This window comes from Pacificibacter sp. AS14 (genome assembly GCF_038899935.1).
Classification (GTDB): Bacteria; Pseudomonadota; Alphaproteobacteria; order Rhodobacterales; family Rhodobacteraceae; genus Celeribacter.
This window is the reverse complement of record NZ_JBBMQI010000010.1, coordinates 1-21358: the sequence shown is the minus strand read 5'-3', so window position 1 is coordinate 21358 and position 21358 is coordinate 1. Positions and strand designations below refer to the sequence as shown.

Genomic DNA, 21358 nt, shown 5'->3' with positions numbered 1-21358 from the left:
CTTAGCGCAGTTTCAGCGTCGCCAAGCCAATCAAAGCCAGCACCAGTGAGATGATCCAAAAGCGGATGACGATGGTGGATTCAGCCCAGCCTTTTTTCTCGTAATGGTGGTGGATCGGCGCCATGAGGAAGACGCGTTTGCCAGTGCGTTTGAAATACAGGACTTGGATGATCACAGACAGGGCTTCGACCACGAACAAGCCGCCAACGATGGCCAAGACGATCTCGTGTTTGGTGGCCACTGCGATGGCGCCCAAAGCGCCGCCAAGCGCCAAAGACCCCGTGTCGCCCATAAACACGGCCGCAGGGGGCGCGTTGTACCACAAGAACCCAAGGCCGCCACCGATCAACGCAGAGGTAAAGATCAAGATCTCGCCCGTGCCAGGCACATAATGCAGGCCAAGGTATTCGGTGTAATCCACACGGCCCACAACATAAGCGATCACGCCCAAGGTGCCCGCAGCGATCATCACAGGCATGATGGCCAGACCATCCAAACCATCGGTGAGGTTCACAGCATTGGCAGAGCCAACGATCACGATCACAGCGAAGGGCACAAAGGCGAAAGACAGATTGACCAGAACATCTTTGAACACAGGCAAAGCAAGCTGGTTTGTCAACGCATCGGGGTGCAAGATAGACGCCCAGATGCCGGCGATAACAGCGATCACAAGACCCAGAATGAGACGAATGCGAGACGAGACGCCTTTGGTATTGGCCTTAGAAACCTTGGCGAAATCATCAGCAAAGCCGATCGCGCCATAAGCAAAGGTGACGAAAAGTACCAGCCAGACATAGCCATTGTCCAGCCGCGCCCATAGCAAAGTGGATGTCAGCAAAGCGGTCAAAATCAACAGCCCGCCCATGGTCGGCGTGCCAGCTTTGACGAAATGGCTTTCAGGGCCATCATCGCGAATGGGCTGGCCTTTGCCTTGGCGGCGGCGCAGCATATCGATCAAAGGGCGACCAAAGATGAAGCCGACAATCAAAGCGGTGAAAAACGCACCGCCTGCCCGCATGGTGATATAACGAAACAAATTAAAGAAATCACCGCCATCTGACAGCTCGGCCAACCAATATAACATCTGCTTTTTACCCCTCAAGTTCGGCCTGCCTGTGTCAGCGTGGCCACGTATTATTTGTAGTGCGGATGCCCCAAGTTTCGGATGCCGTCAACCAATTGACTGGCTTTTGATCCTATTCTGCGTTTGACCAAATCCACCGTTGCAAAAGAGGCCCGAAGGGGACTCACAACGCGCCATCTAGCGCCGCAACGCTGATTGAGGCTTGCTCAACATCATCGAACGGATAGACAATATCGCCAACGATTTGCCCGCTTTCATGGCCTTTGCCGCAAACGATCAAGGCATCACCGGGTTGCAGCGCATCGACGCCACGCAAAATCGCCTCAGACCGGTCTGCCACTTCAATCGCCTCTGGCGCGCCTTGCATCACAGCGGCGCGAATGAAGGCTGGATCTTCCGAGCGCGGATTGTCATCCGTGACGATCACCAGATCAGCGCTTTCAGCGGCCGCTTGTCCCATCAAAGGGCGTTTTCCAGCATCGCGATCCCCGCCAGCACCAATCACCGCAATGACCCGCCCCATCACATGAGGGCGCAAGGCTTTGATCGCTGTGGAGACAGCATCCGGCGTATGGGCGTAATCGACAAAAACAGCCGCGCCGTTGTCACGGGTTGCCGCGTGTTCCATACGCCCACGTACACCTGTAAGTTCTGGCAGACAGGAAAAGACTTCTTCGGGATCGCCACCACAGGCCATCACAAGGCCCGCCGCCGCCATCACGTTTTCCGCTTGGAACCCGCCAATCAAATCAAGTCGCACTTGATAAATATTGCCGACAAAATCGACGCGCAAATCCTGCCCCGTCGCATCAAAACGCTGACCTAGAATGCGCAAATCTGCCACATCAGAACGCCCGATACGCATCACATCGATACCGCGTTCGGCACACAGGGTTTCAATCTCCATACCCTTTGCATCGTCGATATTGACCACAGCTACGCCATCCTCGGACAGCACGCGGGTGAACAGGCCGGCTTTGGCGGCGAAATAGGCCTCGAATGTTTCGTGATAGTCCAAATGATCTTGGGTGAAATTGGTAAACCCAGCGGCCATAAGGCGCACGCCATCAAGACGGCGCTGCGACAGCCCGTGACTTGAGGCTTCCATCGCGCCATGAGTGATACCTTCAAAAGACGCATCATACAGCATCTTATGTAGCGTGATCGGTTCTGGCGTGGTGTTGGGGCTTGGGGTTTGCCAATCGCCCTCGACGCCTGTGGTGCCCAGATTGATCGCGCGGTGCCCCATCAACTGCCAAATTTGTCGCGTGAAATTCGTCACCGAGGTTTTGCCATTGGTGCCCGTCACCGCCACCATTGCATTGGGTTGGCGACCAAACCACAGCGCGGCTGTATAAGCCAAGGCTTGACGCGGGTCTTCAACAATGACCATCGCGGGGGCATGTTCTGCAATGGCGTCTGCTGCGATCCGCGCGCCCTCAGGGTCGGTTAAAATCGCGGTGGCCCCCATACGCAATGCATAGGTGATGAACTCAGCCCCATGTACATTGACGCCAGGCAGTGCTGCAAACAACATATCCGCACGCACTTCACGACTGTCGACAGCAAGGCCACTGATAGGGACATCGCGCGCCCCTTTTGCGGTGAGCCCCAATTCGGAAAGCGTTTTTGCCATGCGCGCGCGTGCCTTTGATTAAGTTCTGTGTCGACTGTAGTGTTACTGCCCCAGCGCAAGGGTTTCAATATCAGGTCTGATGCCCAAAATCGGCGCGACGCGGCGGATCACTTCGGCTGCGACCGGCACAGCCGTCCAACCTGCAGTACGGCGCGGTTTCGGGCCTGAGGTCTCGACCGCCTCGTCCAGCGTCACAACCAATACGTATTTCGGGTCATCCGCAGGGAACACAGAGGCAAAAGTAGAGATGGTTTTTTCGTCGTAATAGCCCTTGCCATCCTCGCGCGGCTTGTCGGCCGTACCGGTTTTTCCTGCAACTTTATAGCCGCGCACATCGCCAAACGAGGCGGTGCCCTCGGCCACAACAGCGCGCAGCATTACACGCGAGGCTGCGGACACTTCGGGGCTGACAATGCGAGGGCCAAGCTGAATAGGCCCTTGGTGCTTTATCAAAGTTGGAATGACACGGGTGCCGCCATTTAAAAGCGATGAATAAGCCGTCGCCAAATGCAGCGGCGAGGCTGACAAGCCGTGGCCAAAACCGATGGTGATTGTGGACAGCTCAGACCAATGGGGCGGCAACAAAGGCTTGGCACCTGCGGCTTCGGTCAATTCAACAGGCGTCGCGTCGAAAAAGCCCAAAGATTTCAGAAACGCCTGTTGGCGTTCCACACCGATTTGCTGCGCGACATGGGCTGTGGCGACATTGGACGATTTCACAATCATATCGGTCAAAGACAATGTAGGCCCATAGTTATGGCCTTCAAATTCACCGATCTTATGCTTGCCCCACCGAAACGGCGGGGTCGCGTCCACTTGGGTATCGGGCGTCATGAGGCCCAGTTCCATCGCCTGCGCTGCGGCAAAAATCTTAAACGTGGACCCCAGCTCATACACACCTTGCACTGCACGGTTGAACCGTGGGTTGTCAGCTGCATTTTGTCCCGCAAATGTTGGGCGACCGTTGGGATCGAAATCAGGCAATGACACCATCGACACGATTTCGCCGGTGTGCACATCCATTAACACGGCAGCAGCCCCTTTGGCGTTGAGCAAATGCATCCCGCCGAACAAAACTTCGCGCGTGGTCGATTGCACAGACAAATCAAGTGACAGCTGCAATGGCTTGTCGCCATTGGCCGGATCACGCAGATAGCCATCGCGGTAGCGCTCTATACCAGATTGACCAACGATTTCAGCACTCATCACACCTTCGCGGCCAAATTTGGTGCCGCCCAAAATATGGCTCGCCAACTTGCCGTTCGGGTAAAGACGTGATTCACGTGGGCCAAACAACAACCCCGGGTCGCCAATATCATGCACCGCTTGTTGTTGTTCTGGCGCTATTTGTCGTTTGATCCACAAAAACTTACGTTGACCAGTAAAGTCTTTGATCAAGCGATCTTCGCTCAAATCTGGGAAAATTTTAGCAAGCTCTTTGGCCGCATAAAGCGGATCGATCATCTCTTGCGGTTGTGCATATAGGCTGTGCGTGGTGCGATTGGTCGCCAAAATACGGCCGTTGCGGTCCAAAATATCAGCGCGTTGCGCCAAAATAGACGTACCAGTGGTGACGGCCTGTGGCTCTTCGGGGTTGGACGCGGCCACTTGGCCCATACGCAGGCCCACAACCACAAAGGCCGACACAAAGCACAGGCCTAAAACCAGCAAGCGCCCTTCGGCCCGCAAACGGGTTGTATCGCGCATTTCTTCATGTCGCAGCCGCAGGTTCTCGCGCTCAATCGTATCAGGGTTTTCGCCTGACGACCGTGCTTTCAAGATACGCGCCAAAGGGCGTAGCGGCGTGCGAATGGTCATTGCGCAATGGCCTCCAAGTTTCCAACCACAGAGATAGGCTCGTCCAGTTCCATCAAGATGTCTTCTTCAACCGGAAAGGCCACACTTATGACCTCGCCAAATTGCTCTGGCAACAGGGGCAATAGGCCCAAACGATCAAAATTCAGCTCCGCCAAATCGCGCAAACGACCTGGGCGGTTCAAATAGGCCCATTCGGCACGCAGCACTGCCAGCTCTTCGCGCTGGTGGCCTATACCGCGTTGAATCTGGCTGACGTCGCGCAGCACCTCTTGTGTTGCGTAATTTTCTTTGTAGGCCCAAACGGCAAGCCCCATGACAAATAGGGCGGATAAAACAATATAAACAGACCGCATCAACGCACACCTCGAGACAAAACAGGCTTGGGCAAACCAAGGCCTGCGCGCTCAACATGAGCGGCAGGGGCAGATGTTCTCGTCGCAACCCGCAGGCGCGCAGAACGCGCACGGGGGTTGATCTCAAGCTCATCGTCGTCTGGACCAATAGCCTTGGATAATTTTTCAAAGGCTGGTGTTTTTTCAGCCATCACAGGAGCATAACGTGAGCCCCCGCCACCAATTGATGACCGTTCTTGTAAAAACCGCTTCACGACGCGGTCTTCTAAAGAATGAAATGTCACAACAGCCAATTGACCACCAGGAGCAAGAGCGCGCTCAGCCGCCTCAAGTCCTTCGATCAATTGACCAAATTCGTCGTTGATCGCAATGCGGATCGCTTGGAATGTGCGCGTTGCCGGATGGCTTTGACCCGGCTTTTTGCGCGGCAAAATCCGCTCGATCAGACCCGCCAACTGTAATGTCGTTGTGAATGGCTCTTTTTCGACGCGGTCCATCACGATGGCCTTGGCGATCTTGCGCGATTGTTTTTCTTCGCCGTAGTGAAACAACACGGCGGCCAATTCGGCCTCATCCGCAGAGTTCACGAAATCAGCGGCGGTCTGGCCATCTTGTGACATGCGCATATCCAACGGGCCGTCTTTCATGAACGAGAACCCGCGTTCCGCCAAATCAAGCTGCATAGACGACACGCCAAGATCCAAGACAACACCGTCTAGATCCTGCGCATAGTCATCCATTTGACCGAATGTGCCCAAAACCAATTCGATCTTGCCATCAAAGTCGCCGATCCATTTGGACGCCATTTCATGCGCCAAAGGATCGCGGTCCACGCCGTAGACCAAATCAGCGCCTTCAGCGATCAAGCCTTTGGTGTAGCCGCCAGCCCCAAAAGTACCATCCAACCAACGCCCAGTAATCGGCGCGCATTGGCGCAACAAAGGGCGCAGCAAAACGGGAACATGCGGGGCTTTCGGAGTCTCTTGCTCAGGAAAGGTCATACCTCAGCCCTCCAAATCATTGAGCAGGCTCAAAGGATCGAAATCTTCGCCCTGCTCATCAAGCCATGTATCGGTCACTGACGCCGTATTGGCCTCAAAAACGTCTGGCTTCCAAATTTCAAATGTCTCGCCCATACCGCCGAAGTAAGCCGTGCCCTCAAGGCCTATTTTGTCGCGCAGGGCTTGTGGCAAAACCAAACGGCCATCGCCGTCCACTTCGGTTGGACGGGCCTTGTTCAGGATAAGGCTTTGCATGATCTTACGCTGCTTTGAACCGCGCGGCATTTGCGCGATTTCGGCTGCCAAAGCGCGGTAGTCATTATATGTGTAAACTTGCAGCTGCTTTTGCGCGTCGTGACCGTAGACGATCACCATGCGGGGACGGCCTGACTGGCTGGCAAGGGGGTCGCCCTCTTCGAGTTCGCGACGAAAATCGGCAGGGATCGACACGCGTCCCTTTCCGTCCACCTTAAAGGTGTGTTCGCCAATGAACATGCCGGCCAATGCGGCGCTCCTTCGTTCTCTTCGCCCCGAACATGGGACTGGTACACTTAATCCTCGAACCCGAGGCCATTTACGGAAAACGGCGAACCGAGCTGCTGCCACTGCTCAATTCGCCGCTCTAATCCCGTCTCCGGGTGCCCGATTTTCGGGCTTGTCCAGCTGCGCGCCACCTGGGGGGATGTCTGCTCGCTCGCGCGCCGGATCTCTTTGTACCGATGAATGCGGGCGCCTGTATGAAGCCTGACTTGTTTTTTTTGGTTATGTTCGCGGTTCTTGATGTGCCGCTCATTCCCGTCTCATCCGATGTAAGTAAGATGCCACGGGAATTCATGGTAATCAATGGTTTTCTTTGGGCACACGAATCAGAATCCCGACACCCTTAGACAACAGAATCTGAACAAAAAAAGAACATCACGAATTTTTTACCACAAATTGATAAATATAGGAGAAAATCACCACATATAGACACGAGCGCCTATAAGAATTTTCGAAAAAAATATGACCCAAGTGTCGAAACCTGACGGGAAAAATAACGAATTTTCCCAAATTTGATTCATTTCCCGTCAATTCCCACAAAAGTACCATGAGCCACCATAGACGCAAGTACTCTGGGCGACCTGCATGACTTGAAATATAAAAATGGCGCGCAAAGCAAATGCCCTGCGCGCCACAAAGGCCCTGTAAGATCAAATCATGGCTTTAAGCGATGCCGCCTTGCACCAAACGGTCCGCAAGGCGCATGTAAGGCTCACCCAAGGCTTCATCTGTCACAACAATCGGCACGCCGCTGTCGCCAGCCAAGCGGGTCGGCAAGGCCAAAGGCAAAGCCCCCAAGAAAGGCGCACCGATTTTCTCTGCTTCATCAGACACGCCGCCATGTCCAAAGATATGCGCTTCATGCCCACACTCAGGGCAAACATAGGTCGACATATTCTCAATAAGACCCAAGACAGGCACGCCCAGTTTTTCAAACATTGAAATCCCACGCCGCGCATCGAGCAGCGCCACGTCTTGCGGCGTCGACACCACAATCGCGCCGGTCAGCTCAGTCTTCTGGCACAGCGTCAATTGCACATCGCCTGTGCCAGGCGGCATGTCGATCAACAGAACGTCTAACTCGCCCCATTGCACCTGACCCAGCATCTGCTGCATCGCGCCCATCAACATTGGCCCGCGCCAAACAATCGCCTCGCCCTCTTCTACCATCAGCCCGATAGACATCATTGTGACGCCATGCGCGTAAAGCGGCTCAATGTTTTCGCCATCAGGACTCGCAGGCTTTTTGGTTACACCCATCATCCGCGGCTGCGACGGACCATATATGTCTGCATCAAGCAGACCCACCTTGCGCCCCAGCTTCGCCAAGGCGACCGCCAAATTGGACGACACGGTTGATTTGCCAACGCCGCCTTTGCCCGATGCGATCGCGATGATGTTTTTCACACCTGGCACGCTCATCTTGCTTTTTTGCGCGGATGGATGGCGTCCGATCTTGAGACTGGGCGCAGGGCCACTGGCGGGCGCTGGCGCAGCCGGTGCAGAGGGCGTGCCGCTGTGGGCAGTCATGACGATAGAGACTGATTGTACGCCCGCAAGCGCTTTGAGCGCCACTTCCGCATCCGAGCGCGCCGCATCCCAAGCGCGCGCAGCCGTTGCATCAGGTGCCTCAATCACAAAACTTACCGCCCCATCTTTCACGGCAAGCGCCCTAACAACATCACCTTCAGCAAGCGTTTTGCCACCGGGCAAAATTACTTTTGCGAGCGTTGTCATAATCGTGTCACGACTTATCGACATATCAATGTCCTCTTTATCAATTTCGCCCATGAAATAGGATGAAACCGAGGGTAGCGCCACCTATTGACCAATATTGGCCCAGCTTTTCAGCAAAAACTTTCCAAAGCGCTTAAAAATAGTACGGCACTTGCTATGCATTTTCTGCATGGCGGCAATGACCATTGGAAGGATTGTGCATCTGCAGCAATGGTCTAAATTCAGTATCAAGCAAGGCAGACAGCGACACAGCAACGATCGCCAAACGCCAAGATACACACAAGGGCAAACGCCCACGCACTTAAGGTTTACACACGATGGCATACGCAAACGCATCACACACAGCTGACTTCGGTCTCGCAGGTCGTTTCAACGCAATCAAAAACTCTCTCGCAGAGCGCGTAGCGCGCTACCGCGTCTTTCGCGAAACGGTGAAAGAACTCGAAAATCTGTCCAGCCGCGAATTGAACGACCTTGGCCTCAGCCGCTCTGGTATCAAATCCATCGCTCTCGAAGCAGCCTACGGCAACTAATTCTCATATCGGGCCCCTCCTCCTCCCTTGGGTCCTGATTACGACGGCAGCGTCTTCCTCCTCCCTGACGCTGTCGACATTTTCGGAATTCACGGTTTCCTCCTCCTCCCTGAAGCCTTGAAGACCTCGCGGTGAAGCTTCCTCCTCCCGGCTTCACCGCAAATATTCGGGCTAAATGCCCACACGGTCTTGGGTCTCTCCTCCTCCTCCCTGAGGGACTTAAAGCAAGGCGGTGATGTCTTCTCCTCCCTGACATCACCGCAAAAAATTCGGGCTAAACGCCCACACCTTCTTTGGTCTCTTTTCCTCCTCCCTAAGAGACCCAAGGCAGGCTGCTGCATCTTCCTCCTCCCTGATGTTGCAGTCGTTAAGTCTAGAACCTGATCCTCCCATCATGGTTCGACAAAAAAAGACACCCGCGCCCCTCCTCCCTGGCGCGGGTGTTTTTCGTTCTAGAAATGACTGGTTAGACTTGATTCGAGTTCACAAGTAGCGCGCGCTATGGTCTGACTGCTTAGTATAAGCGCAGATGATCGACGTTAATGAACAGGTTCCAGTTCACGGACTGAAAGTAAGGCAAACGCGGGTAAAGCCTCTTGATCCCCGCACCATTGCTTCAATCCGTTTTCGACTCGCAAGTGATACGGGCTGAGACGACTGCGCCCAGGCCCTACAAGGGTCTTTGGATTGCAATAGGGCTGCCGATTTATCCTAGCAATCAAACGCATTCCTTCGCCCAGTGTCAAACAAGGGCGTGCAGGCTGCACTGACATAGAAATATCCGTTTTTTCGAACGCGCCAAAGGCACGGATTTCATCAAAATGCCTTTGTTGGACAGATCCTTTTGTTCCGATTTCAGGAAGCCTTTCGATAAGTTCTCGCGACACCTTGCCAAGCAACAGCGATTCACAAGCAACGCCTTGAGCCGTAAGTATGTGATGTTGTTCCAACAACAGGTGAACGTAAGTAATGTCGCGTCTAGGCATCACGCGCACCGTGATGCCGTTTGCGAAAGCAACCGCTGGTACCAAAACGGCGTCACTGCCGTGAATTTTGAAGGCCTCTGGCGCATGAATAAGGACGCGGTGCTGCTGTGATAAGACCAATTCACCCCGATTTCCAATAGCGCCATCCGCGAACACGACCGGTGCATGACGACCCCAAGCACGTAAATGACGATGCGCGACCCATTTTACCGGCTTCGCGCCCCCATCATGTGTCATGACAAAGTCACCAGGGCGTATGGATTTGGCACAGCGTGGGCCTGAAGGCGTATCGATTCGCATCGCTCCCTCAAAACACACCGCCTGATAGGCTGTGCTGGCATCCATGTCGGTGTTGTGAAACTCAGGCGCGTTGCCATTGGTGAAATTATCGAAATACCAAGCTTCCAAATCATACTCAGGAGTCCACACGACCTGCATTAGATCGCCGTTGTCATCCAAGCCTTCAAAAACAATGGCGTGTCCTGGTCCGCCATCGATCAAGTCAGACCTGATAACTGTCGCATCTTGGATGGTGCCGCCACTGTTCCCCATAAATGATACCGTATAGGTGTCGCCCGGCGAAAAGATATAGGGGCTGTCATCGCCTTCGTGTGATTCAATTGTCAGATTCATGGTGCTGGTTGGAGGATAATCGAACTTTGACTTGTTCGGACTGGAATTCACATTACTGCCTGTTGAAGCGGCAAATTGGGAATCAATGGCGTTGATGGTGATTGTCATGCTGGCTTAGCCCACAAAATAAGGTGGGACTTTGATACAGCAACTTACCTAACGTCGGGTAAAGTTATACACAAGATGCGATTCAAGAATCGTTTTCAGATCAGTCAACACACTCTCGCTTCACCTATTTTAGAACGGCGCATCGTCCGCTTGGGCCGCAGGCTTTACATATTGTGCCTTTAGGGTCTTTGAGCCTGCATGATCAAATTCGACCGTCAGATTCGCCCCATCCGACTGCATAACTTCCCCGTAGCCAAATTTGCCATGGAATACACGTTCGCCGACGGTGAATACGGGCGCTGCCTGCATATCAAGTGTAATTGGCTTGACGGACGGCGCGCGATTTTGACGGCTTTGCAGCCGCTTCCAACCCGGTGAATTGTAAACATCTGCGTCAGACACGCGGTCGTCGAAAGATGCAGCGCCCGCGCGCGAGGTGCCAAAGCCACTGCCCACGGCCTGCGGCGTCATCACGTCAACATGCGCGTGTGGCATCTCGTCAATGAACCGCGATGGCAGCTGCGATTGCCATTGGCCAAATACAGGACGATTGCTGGCGAAAGAGATCGTACAAAGTTCTTCGGCGCGCGTGATTCCCACGTAAGCCAAGCGTCGCTCTTCTTCCAAACCGCTCAACCCGCTCTCATCCATGGACCGCTGCGATGGGAAAAGGCCCTCTTCCCAACCGGGCAAAAACACCACGGGAAACTCAAGCCCTTTGGCCCCGTGCAGGGTCATGATCGTGACTTTGGGATCAAATTCATTGGAATCATTATCGACACTTAATGCCACGTTTTCCAAGAACCCGTTCAGATTGTCATGTTCGTCCAAACCTTTGACCAGCTCTTTGAGGTTTTCCAAACGGCCCGGTGCTTCGGGCGTTTTGTCGTTTTGCCACATCGCGGTGTAGCCGCTTTCGTCCAAGATACGCTCGGCCAATTCGACATGGCTGATCTCGGCGGGCACATAATCGACGGTTTCAACCACGGCCTCGTCATCGTCAATACCAGGGTAGCGAATTTGCTGTTCGGCCAACGCGGACCATGTATCAAGCTGCGTGACCAATTCGGCGACAGCGCCTTTGGCTTTGCCTTTGAGCAAGCCATCCTGAATGGCCAAACGCGCGCCCTCTTTCAAGGACACACCATTGTCGCGCGCCATGGTTTGAATATCCAGCAAGGCTTTGGGACCAACACCACGTTTGGGGGTGTTGATGATACGCTCGAACGCCAAATCGTCTTCGGGTTGGATCACAACGCGGAAATAGGCGATGGCGTCACGGCACTCCAAACGCTCGTAAAACTTTGGCCCGCCAATCACGCGATAGGCCAAACCGATTTTCAAGAACCGATCCTCAAAGGCACGCATTTGATGCGAGGCACGCACGAGAATCGCCATGTCTTCCAATGAAAACTTACGCAGTTTGGCGCGCGATCCAGAGGCCATGGCCTCGATCTCTTCACCGATCCAACGCGCTTCGTCCTCGTAGTCCCAATGACCGATCAGGCGCACCAATTCGCCATCAGGTTCCGCCGTCCACAGGTCTTTGCCCAGACGATTGGAATTGCCAGAAATCACAGCAGACGCGGTGGCCAAAATATGCGGCGTTGAGCGGTAGTTTTGCTCCAAACGCACAACCTTGGCGCCCGGGAAATCCTTTTCAAACCGCAAGATATTGCCCACTTCGGCCCCACGCCAGCCATAGATTGACTGATCATCATCGCCAACACAGCAAACATTTTTATGCGCGGCCCCAAGCAAACGCAGCCACAAATATTGCGCCACGTTGGTATCTTGGTACTCGTCCACCAAAATGTATTTGTACCAATTTTGATACTGACCCAGCAGATCGGGATGCTTTTGAAAGATCGTCACCATATGCAACAGCAAATCGCCAAAATCACAGGCATTCAGCGCGCGCAGGCGGTCTTGGTATTGGCGGTACAGCTTTAATCCGTAGCCATTAAACGCCTCATCATCCGCAGCCGATACCTTTTCAGGCGTCAAGGCACGGTTTTTCCACGCATCAATCACACCGGCCAATTGGCGCGCAGGCCAGCGTTTTTCGTCGATGCCTTCGGCTTTGATCAACTGCTTGAGCAAACGCACCACATCGTCGGTGTCCAAAATCGTATAGTTGGATTTCAGGCCCACAAGCTCCGCATGGCGGCGCAATTGTTTGACACAGACAGAGTGAAAGGTGCCAAGCCAAGGCATGCCAGCCACGGAAGTCCCCATCAAAGAGCCAACGCGTTCTTTCATCTCGCGCGCGGCTTTGTTGGTAAAGGTCACGGCCAAAATCTCATTCGGGCGCGCCCGTCCAGTATTAAGCAAATGCGCGATACGGCAGGTCAAGGCCTTGGTTTTACCTGTGCCAGCGCCCGCCAACATCAAAACGGGACCATCTAAGGTCTCGACCGCTTCGCGTTGTGCGGGGTTCAACCCATCCAAATAGGGCATCGGCCGCGCGGCCATCGCGCGTTGCGTCAAGGAACCCCCAGCGGGGGCAACGGCGGCCTCGAAGGCGTCTTCTTCATCAAATCTGCTCATAAGCCAGACGTTAATGCAGACGCGCGGCAAGGAAAAGAGTGTTCTGCAATTGTTCGCTCAGAAAACGACCGTCACTCAAGAATTCACATAGGTAGTATTCCGTTAACACCCGCACCGCAGCTTTGCCCCTAGTCTGAGACATCACAATGCCAAGGGAGGACACAATGGCAAAAATCTTGATGATCACAGGAGACTTCACCGAAGACTATGAAACAATGGTTCCGTTTCAATGCTTACTCGCCTGCGGACATACCGTTGATGCCGTTTGCCCCGACAAAGTGGCAGGCGATACGGTTAAGACAGCGATCCATGATTTCGAGGGCGATCAAACCTACACCGAAAAGCCTGGACATATGTTCGCTCTGAATGCGTCGTTCGATAAAATCGACCCAGTAGCATATGACGCTCTGGTCATTCCCGGTGGACGCGCACCTGAATATCTGCGCCTCAACGCAGACGTTATTGCAATGATCACACATTTCATGACCGCAAATAAACCAGTGGCAGCGATCTGCCATGGCGCACAGCTCTTGGCGGCGGCAGGCGTTTTGAAGGACCGAAAGTGCTCTGCTTATCCCGCCTGCGCCCCTGAAGTGACAGCATCTGGCGGTACATTTGCAGATATTGCAGTGGATGATGCGATCACCGACGGCAATTTGGTCACAGCGCCCGCTTGGCCTGCGCATCCTGCGTGGCTCGCACAATTCATGAAATTGCTATAAGCATTGTATATCGGCGCGACTTTCGGGCTGCGCCGATATAGACCTACCAGCATAAACGTGAGGGAGAGCACGCGATGTGTGAGTTGTTTATTGGCGCAGATCCAAAGCTGTGGGAGAGCCGTACGCGCTCCTTGCGCATCGATGGTGTGGCAACCTCAATCCGTATCGAGAACCATTTCTGGGTCACGCTTGAAGAAATTGGTCTGCGCGATGGCATGTCCGTGGCGCAGTTGATCACAAAACTTTGGCACGAAGCCATGGATGCGGACCATGATTTGGGAAATTTCACCTCATTTTTACGGGTGTGTTGTACGCGTTATCACGCGCTGATGGCCCATGGAGATATTTCACACAATTTGAACGATCCAGTCTCGAGCCATCACAGCCGCCATATTCTGCGCGCCGAGGCTCACAGGCACAGCATGCGCACCATTCAGGGCGGCAAACACGCTTAAGGCGTTTGCACCACGCGTTCAATAGACCGGACATAGCGCTGAAACAGGGTGGAAAAGGTTTCGATTTCGTCCTCTGTCCAGCCCTCGAAAGCCTGCATCATTAAGGTCCATTTCGACCGCATGAATTCACCCAAGAAGCCGTAACCCTTTGGCGTCACAATCAGAACAGATTTACGTGCATCGTCTTGTGCGACGCCGCGTTCGACATAGCCACGCGACACGATGTCTGCGACAATGCGTGAGGCTCGCGAGGGATCCACTTGCATCATTTCGGCAACCAAGCCGACAGTTGGCGACATCGGTTCTGGCCGACCTATGCCGCCTTGAATGCGCGCCACAGAAATGAGTCCCTGCAACAAAGCCGGCTCAAGCGTGTCGCTCAAATCTTCTAACACTTTGCCGCGAAACTCTTCGCGCTCCCACATTCTGCGCCATTGAAAATGGGCGACATCAAATTGCAACAGAGCCTCTGTAACCTCAGCGGAGAATCCTTTTTCTTTAAGAAATTCAGGGATTCCGCTTTGAATGCGAGGGTCACTTTTGAACCTCGTGGGGTCAGTATCGATCGATGCGGCGAGGGGTGTTTTTTGAGACATGCAATTTGGGTGCCACAATTATATGTGATCGTCAAGTGCATGCCATCAGCATATATGTGCCATTGACACATATATGCTGAATCCCTAAACCGTCATCAAGGACAAGAGTCCACGATACCGTCAAGGAACGCACATGACACACGCCCAATCTCCCGCGCAGCCCAGCCCAAGCACAGAGTCAAAATCTGTTGGCTTGGTGATCGCCTCTGTCGCCGTACTACTGCTTTTGGCAGCCCTCGACCAAACCATCGTTTCCACCGCCCTGCCCACCATTGTGGCGGACCTTGGCGGGCTTGAGCACCTGTCTTGGGTGGTTACCTCTTATATCTTGGCCTCGACTGTTGTCGCGCCACTCTATGGCAAATTTGGCGATCTGTTTGGACGCCGCAATATGGTTTTTATTTCTGTAAGCCTTTTTTTGATCGGCTCAATTTTGTGCGGTTTGGCAAGTTCTATGATGTTCTTGATTTTGGCGCGCGCGGTTCAAGGGCTTGGTGGTGGCGGCCTGTTCGTCTTGGCCTTATCCATTATTGGTGACGTGTTGCCACCAAAAGATCGCGGCAAAATCCAAGGCGTTTTCGCTGGCGTCTTTGGTATATCATCAGTTGTTGGCCCGCTTTTGGGCGGCTGGTTCGTCGATGTGCTCAGCTGGCACTGGATTTTTTTTATAAACCTGCCTATTGGCGCGCTGGCTTTGGTCGGATTTATGGTCAGCTTTAAACCCACTGGAAAACGCAAATCAGCCTCTATCGATTTTGCTGGCGTTGTGACCTTGACCATAGCTCTGTCTGCTTTGGTGTTGGTGACTGCGTTGGGCGGCAGAGACATCGCGTGGAGCAGCCCAGCAGCAATGGGTCTTATCGCGCTTTGCATTGCATCAACCGCTGCGTTCATTATTGCCGAAAAACGAGCAGCCGAACCGATCTTGCCGCTGGGTCTGTTTCGGATGAATGTATTCGTGGTGACCTCGCTTTTGGCGACATTCACGGGCGCTATGATGCTTGGCTCTATTACCTTCCTGCCGCTGTTCTTGCAGATGGCCAAAGGTGTCAGTCCAACGACTTCAGGATTGCAACTCATCCCGCTGACAATCGGCATTTTAAGCGGTTCAACCGTCTCAGGTCGGTATATGGGCAAGACCGGACGCTACCGTAAATTGCCAGTCATCGGCACATTCTTGGCGACATTTGGTGCGCTGGGACTGACGCAAATCTCCAGCGACATGAGCGTCGTTTTCTTTTCTCTCACGCTGATCCTGATGGGCGCCGGCCTTGGGATGAACTTCCCCGTGATCAGCACAGCGGTGCAAAACACTGTGCCGCGTGCTCATCTTGGCACGGCCACTGCGGCGGGCATTTTGTTTCGCCAAATCGGCGGATCGGTGGCCGTGGCTTTGTTCGGGGCGATCTTTGCCTCAGGCGTCGCGAGATCATTGGGCGGGGTCGAAATTGAGGGCATGACATCGGTCGCAGAACTCGGCCCACAGATGCTAGCCGGGCTGCCAATCGCCGTCCAAAACCAAATTGCTCTATCCGTGACAGACGCGATTCACCCCGTTTATTGGATCGTTTCAGGACTTTCTGTCACCGCTTTCATTATTTCTTTGTTCCTCAAAGAAGAGCAATTGCACGGGGCTGGAAACCGCTAAAACCAAGGTTTTCCCCAAAAATATGGGTGTTTGAGGCCATTTTCCCCGCGCCTCGAGCACCCTGATCTTCCGTTTTGTTTGCGCAACTATTACAAGGCTGCGACCAAAAAGCGCAATTTGTGTTTGCTGCGACGCAGAAATACTTTTAGCGTACCAACGTCATCACTATCTTAGGGGAAAATAGACTATGACCGACTTCAAGAAAATTCTCATCGCGAACCGCGGCGAAATTGCGATCCGCGTGATGCGCGCTGCAAACGAGATGGGGAAACGAACGGTCGCTATTTATGCCGAAGAAGACAAACTGTCCCTGCACCGCTTTAAAGCTGACGAAGCTTATAAAATTGGCGAAGGCATGGGGCCTGTTGCGGCATATCTGTCTATTGAGGAAATCATCCGCGTCGCCAAACTGTCTGGCGCCGATGCGATCCACCCTGGCTACGGGCTTTTGTCCGAGAACCCCGATTTTGTAGATGCCTGTACCGAAGCTGGCATCACCTTTATCGGTCCAAAATCCAAAACAATGCGCCAATTGGGCGACAAAGCGTCAGCCCGCAGAGTGGCTATCGAAGCAGGCGTGCCAGTCATTCCAGCCACCGAAGTTTTGGGCGACGATTTCGATGCGATCCGCGCTGAGGCCAAAGAGGTCGGCTTTCCTTTGATGCTCAAAGCGTCATGGGGCGGCGGCGGACGCGGCATGCGCCCAGTGCACAACGAAGAAGAGCTTGAAGAAAAAGTCAAAGAGGGCCGCCGCGAGGCCGAAGCCGCCTTTGGCAACGGCGAGGGTTACCTCGAGAAAATGATCGTCCGCGCCCGTCACGTCGAGGTGCAAATCTTGGGCGACAGCCACGGCAATATCTACCACCTGTACGAGCGCGATTGTTCGGTGCAGCGCCGCAACCAGAAAGTGGTTGAACGCGCCCCAGCGCCTTATTTGTCAGAAACCCAACGCGAAGAAATCTGCGCTTTGGGCAAGAAAATCTGTGAGCACGTCAATTATGAATGCGCCGGTACTGTCGAATTCTTGATGGATATGGACGACGGCAAGTTTTACTTCATCGAAGTGAACCCCCGCGTTCAAGTTGAGCATACCATCACCGAAGAAGTCACCGGCATCGATATCGTGCGGGCGCAAATCTTGATCGCTGAGGGCAAATCCTTGACCGATGCAACAGGTGTTGCCAGCCAATATGACGTCAAACTTGATGGCCACGCGATCCAATGCCGCGTCACCACCGAAGATCCATCCAACAACTTCATTCCTGACTATGGCCGCATCACGTCCTACCGCACAGCCACAGGCATGGGTATCCGTCTTGATGGCGGCACGGCCTATTCTGGCGCTGTGATCACGCGCTACTACGACAGCTTGCTGACCAAAGTGACAGCTTGGGCGCGCACGCCAGAGGCGGCGATTGCCCGTATGGACCGTGCCCTGCGCGAATTCCGTATTCGCGGTGTGTCCACCAATATCGCGTTTGTGGAAAACCTGCTCAAGCACCCAACATTTGTGGCAAACGAATATTCCACGACGTTCATCGACAACACACCTGAACTGTTTGATTTCAAACCGCGCCGAGACCGTGCGACGAAAATCCTGACTTACCTTGCGGATATTTCTGTCAACGGACACCCTGAAACGCTGGGCCGTCCGAAACCCGCAGCAGATGCCCGTACCCCCGTGGCCCCTGTCCCGCGCACTCAAGACGTCAAAGCCGGTACACGCCAGCTGTTGGAAGACAAAGGTCCGCAGGCCGTGGCCGATTGGATGCTGGCGCAGAAGCAACTGTTGATCACAGACACCACCATGCGCGATGGTCACCAGTCTTTGCTGGCAACACGAATGCGCTCGATCGATATGATCAATGCAGCTCCTGCTTATTCTGCCAACCTACCACAGCTGTTCTCGGTTGAATGTTGGGGGGGCGCGACATTCGACGTGGCCTACCGCTTCTTGCAAGAATGTCCATGGCAACGTCTGCGCGACATTCGGACACGCATGCCGAACATCATGACGCAAATGCTTCTGCGCGCCTCTAACGGCGTTGGCTACACCAACTACCCTGACAACGTTGTGCAGTCTTTCGTCAAACAAGCGGCTGACACAGGCGTCGATGTTTTCCGTGTATTCGACTCGTTGAACTGGGTTGAAAACATGCGCGTGGCGATGGATGCGGTCATCGAAAGCGGCAAAGTTTGTGAAGGTTCGATTTGCTACACTGGCGATCTTCTGGACCCAACGCGCCCCAAATATGACCTCAAATACTACGTCCAAATGGGCAAAGATTTGAAAGCGGCCGGCGCGCATATTCTAGGCCTCAAGGACATGGCGGGTCTGTTGAAACCAGCACAAGCCACCATGTTGGTCAAAGCCTTGAAAGAAGAGGTCGGCCTGCCGATCCACTTCCACACCCATGACACATCCGGCATTGCAGCCGCGACCATTTTGGCCGCAGCAGACGCAGGCGTGGATGCGGTTGACGTGGCGATGGATGCTTTCTCTGGCGGCACATCGCAGCCGTGTTTGGGCTCCATCGTTGAAGCCACCCGCTTTTCTGAACGCAACACTGGCTTGGACATCAACGCCATTCGCGAGATGTCGATCTACTGGGAAACAGTACGCCATCAATACGCAGCGTTCGAGAGCGGCCTAGAAGCGCCAGCCTCCGAAGTTTACTTGCACGAAATGCCTGGTGGTCAGTTCACCAACCTCAAAGCCCAAGCCCGCTCGCTTGGCCTGGAAGATCGCTGGCATGAGGTCGCACAAACCTACGCCGACGTGAACATGATGTTCGGCGATATCGTCAAAGTGACACCTTCGTCTAAAGTTGTCGGCGATATGGCTTTGATGATGGTGTCCCAAGGCATCACCCGCGCCCAAGTCGAAGACCCGTCCACTGAAGTTTCTTTCCCAGACTCTGTGATCGATATGATGCGCGGCAATCTGGGCCAGCCACCTGCTGGCTTCCCGAAAACCATTCTCGCCAAAGTGCTCGGCAGTGAAAAACCAAATTTGGAACGCCCAGGCAAGCATCTGAAACCTGTCGATATTGAAGCCACACGCAAAGAGGCTTCTGAAGCATTAGGTGTCGAACTTGATGACGAGGATCTCAACGGCTACCTGATGTACCCGAAAGTGTTCTCTGACTACCGCGGCCGTCACGAAACCTACGGTCCTGTGCGCACCTTGCCAACGAAAAATTTCTTCTACGGCATGATCCCTGGCGAACAGATCTCTGTCTCCATCGACCCAGGTGTAACGCTGGAAGTGCGCTGTTCCGCTTTGTCCGAAGCGGATGATGCTGGCGAAGTGAAAGTGTTCTTTGAACTCAACGGTCAACCGCGCACGGTACGCGTCAAAGATCGTTCAGCAGCAGCCACAGTCATCGCACGTCCAAAAGCCGAACTGGGCAACCCAGCCCATATCGGCGCACCGATGCCGGGCGTTGTGGCGACGGTCGCTGTCGCAGCAGGGCAAACTGTGAACAAAGGTGATGTTCTTTTGACCATCGAGGCTATGAAAATGGAAACATCCATCACCGCCGATCAAGATGGCACAATCAAAGCGGTGCATATCACGCCTGGCTCACAAATTGACGCAAAAGACTTGCTGGTCGAATTCGCGTAAGCGCATCGATAAAATCATGGCAAAAGCCACCAGTGCATATGCGCTGGTGGCTTTTTTTATACAAGCTTACGATCACGCGACGTGACCCGTTTAGTGACACCACGAAAAGGAATAAATTTTGGCCCTCACACATCTCTCTTTGCTTGCCATTCTCGTACCCGACTACGAGGCAGGCATCGCCTTTTTCACCGAAAGCCTTGGGTTTGATCTGCTGGAAGATACAGACATGGGCGGAGGCAAGCGTTGGGTCAGGGTGGCGCCGCACAAGACTCAAGACGGTGCGCAGACCGAATTTTTGCTGGCCCGTGCTGTGGGGGATCAAACGCAGGCCATTGGCGCGCAGGGCGGCGGGCGTGTGTGGCTGTTTTTACGCTCAGACGATTTTGAAACAGATTTTGCAGCAATGACAGCCAAGGGCGTGCACTTTGAAGAAGCCCCACGCGACGAGCCCTACGGCATGGTGGCGATGTTTCGCGATCCCTTTGGCAATCGCTGGGACCTTTTGGGACCAGCAAAATCTTAAACTGAGCCAATCTGTTTCTTCTCTCGTATTATTTGTAATTCAGACCCAAAATTAAGGCCCTCACATGCTACCAATCACCTCCATCTTCGCCAGCCTCGCCACAGTGATGTATATCGTTTTGGCCTTTCGCATCATCGCCATCCGCAGGTCTCAACGCATTTCGCTTGGTACTGGGTCAGATCCCCGCCTTGAGACCCGCATACGCCAACACGGGAACTTTAGCGAATATGTACCGCTAACTCTGATTCTTATGGGACTGGCAGAGCTACAAGGTGCCTCAACCTTGTTGATGATCCTGTTGGGCTTGGCCTTGCTCGCCGGCCGCATCGCTCATGTCGTGGGCCTTGAGATGATGGCCCGGCCCATCGGATTGAAACTGCGCACATTCGGCGTTCTCACATGCTTTGCTGTGCTAATTATTTTGGTCATTACCTTACTCGCAATCGCCTTATTTTAAAGGCTCTACGCCGTGATAATCTAAGGCGCGTAAAAAAAATTAAACCATAGCGCAATTTTACCCTTGCGGCCCCAATGCCCACGTCCTATATCCGCCCTCACCAAGGAAGCGGGTGTAGCTCAGGGGTAGAGCATAACCTTGCCAAGGTTAGGGTCGAGCGTTCGAATCGCTTCACCCGCTCCAATGGTTCTCTCACACCCATGAGAGATTTGGGTTACCCACCCAAACGCTGAGAGCAGCGAAAAGCACAAACGATAGGGCCTTTGTTCCGGTCCAAGGAAGCGGGTGTAGCTCAGGGGTAGAGCATAACCTTGCCAAGGTTAGGGTCGAGCGTTCGAATCGCTTCACCC

Annotated in this window: 17 protein-coding genes and 1 tRNA gene; 8 read left to right on the top strand and 10 right to left on the bottom strand. The window is 53.8% G+C overall.

Features of this window, described 5'->3' with window-relative positions:
- Position 1: 1 nt before the first annotated feature.
- From mraY to WNY38_RS10885, 7 genes are all read right to left on the bottom strand, one after another.
- Positions 2-1084, bottom strand: coding sequence for a phospho-N-acetylmuramoyl-pentapeptide-transferase (gene mraY / locus WNY38_RS10915; RefSeq protein ID WP_342857370.1), 1083 nt, complete (start codon positions 1082-1084; stop codon positions 2-4).
- A 163-nt stretch (positions 1085-1247) separates the two neighbouring features.
- Positions 1248-2720 (bottom strand): UDP-N-acetylmuramoyl-L-alanyl-D-glutamate--2,6-diaminopimelate ligase, encoded by a 1473-nt coding sequence (locus WNY38_RS10910; protein ID WP_342857369.1) that lies wholly within the window; start codon positions 2718-2720, stop codon positions 1248-1250.
- Between the two features lie 42 nt (positions 2721-2762).
- The gene (locus WNY38_RS10905; protein WP_342857368.1) at positions 2763-4538 is read right to left on the bottom strand and encodes a penicillin-binding protein 2; all 1776 of its coding nucleotides are present in this window, start codon (positions 4536-4538) and stop codon (positions 2763-2765) included.
- A complete protein-coding gene (locus tag WNY38_RS10900) occupies positions 4535-4891 on the bottom strand; it encodes a cell division protein FtsL (RefSeq protein ID WP_342857367.1) in 357 nt (118 codons plus the stop codon). Before WNY38_RS10900 ends, WNY38_RS10905 begins: the two co-directional genes overlap by 4 nt.
- Positions 4891-5892, bottom strand: coding sequence for a 16S rRNA (cytosine(1402)-N(4))-methyltransferase RsmH (gene rsmH, locus WNY38_RS10895; protein WP_342857366.1), 1002 nt, complete (start codon positions 5890-5892; stop codon positions 4891-4893). Before rsmH ends, WNY38_RS10900 begins: the two co-directional genes overlap by 1 nt.
- A gap of 3 nt (positions 5893-5895) precedes the next feature.
- Positions 5896-6387: a division/cell wall cluster transcriptional repressor MraZ gene (gene mraZ / locus WNY38_RS10890; protein WP_342857470.1), complete on the bottom strand. Its 492-nt coding sequence runs from the start codon at positions 6385-6387 to the stop codon at positions 5896-5898.
- A 708-nt stretch (positions 6388-7095) separates the two neighbouring features.
- Positions 7096-8193, bottom strand: coding sequence for an Mrp/NBP35 family ATP-binding protein (locus WNY38_RS10885; RefSeq protein ID WP_342857365.1), 1098 nt, complete (start codon positions 8191-8193; stop codon positions 7096-7098).
- Between the two features lie 293 nt (positions 8194-8486).
- Between WNY38_RS10885 and WNY38_RS10880 the strand changes: the two genes are divergently transcribed.
- Complete coding sequence (locus WNY38_RS10880; RefSeq protein WP_342857364.1) at positions 8487-8702, top strand: DUF1127 domain-containing protein; 216 nt, start codon at positions 8487-8489, stop codon at positions 8700-8702.
- A gap of 539 nt (positions 8703-9241) precedes the next feature.
- Here the strand turns inward: WNY38_RS10880 and WNY38_RS10875 are convergent.
- Positions 9242-10429, bottom strand: a complete 1188-nt coding sequence (locus tag WNY38_RS10875; protein WP_342857363.1) for a Hint domain-containing protein — start codon at positions 10427-10429, stop codon at positions 9242-9244.
- Between the two features lie 129 nt (positions 10430-10558).
- The gene (locus tag WNY38_RS10870; RefSeq protein WP_342857362.1) at positions 10559-12979 is read right to left on the bottom strand and encodes a UvrD-helicase domain-containing protein; all 2421 of its coding nucleotides are present in this window, start codon (positions 12977-12979) and stop codon (positions 10559-10561) included.
- Positions 12980-13143: 164 nt separating this feature from the next.
- Between WNY38_RS10870 and WNY38_RS10865 the strand changes: the two genes are divergently transcribed.
- Entirely contained in the window at positions 13144-13701 is a 558-nt protein-coding gene (locus tag WNY38_RS10865) for a DJ-1/PfpI family protein (protein WP_342857361.1), read from the top strand.
- A gap of 74 nt (positions 13702-13775) precedes the next feature.
- Positions 13776-14156: a ribbon-helix-helix domain-containing protein gene (locus WNY38_RS10860; RefSeq protein WP_342857360.1), complete on the top strand. Its 381-nt coding sequence runs from the start codon at positions 13776-13778 to the stop codon at positions 14154-14156.
- On the opposite strand, the gene WNY38_RS10855 is transcribed toward WNY38_RS10860, so the two are convergent.
- Positions 14153-14617, bottom strand: a complete 465-nt coding sequence (locus WNY38_RS10855) for a MarR family winged helix-turn-helix transcriptional regulator (RefSeq protein WP_342857359.1) — start codon at positions 14615-14617, stop codon at positions 14153-14155. The genes WNY38_RS10860 and WNY38_RS10855 overlap by 4 nt on opposite strands.
- 268 nt (positions 14618-14885) lie before the next feature.
- On the opposite strand from WNY38_RS10855, the gene WNY38_RS10850 reads away from it, so the two are divergent.
- The 5 genes from WNY38_RS10850 (at position 14886) to WNY38_RS10830 (ending at position 21191) form a co-directional block, all read left to right on the top strand.
- Positions 14886-16400, top strand: a complete 1515-nt coding sequence (locus tag WNY38_RS10850; RefSeq protein ID WP_342857358.1) for an MDR family MFS transporter — start codon at positions 14886-14888, stop codon at positions 16398-16400.
- Positions 16401-16587: 187 nt separating this feature from the next.
- Positions 16588-20028 carry a pyruvate carboxylase gene (locus tag WNY38_RS10845; RefSeq protein ID WP_342857357.1) on the top strand — a complete coding sequence of 1147 codons (3441 nt, stop codon included), beginning with the start codon at positions 16588-16590 and terminating at the stop codon, positions 20026-20028.
- A 118-nt stretch (positions 20029-20146) separates the two neighbouring features.
- Positions 20147-20551, top strand: a complete 405-nt coding sequence (locus WNY38_RS10840) for a VOC family protein (protein ID WP_342857356.1) — start codon at positions 20147-20149, stop codon at positions 20549-20551.
- Positions 20552-20615: 64 nt separating this feature from the next.
- On the top strand, positions 20616-21008 hold the full coding sequence (locus WNY38_RS10835) for an MAPEG family protein (RefSeq protein ID WP_342857355.1): 393 nt from the start codon (positions 20616-20618) through the stop codon (positions 21006-21008).
- A 108-nt stretch (positions 21009-21116) separates the two neighbouring features.
- Positions 21117-21191 (top strand) — tRNA-Gly (locus tag WNY38_RS10830).
- Positions 21192-21358: the final 167 nt, after the last annotated feature.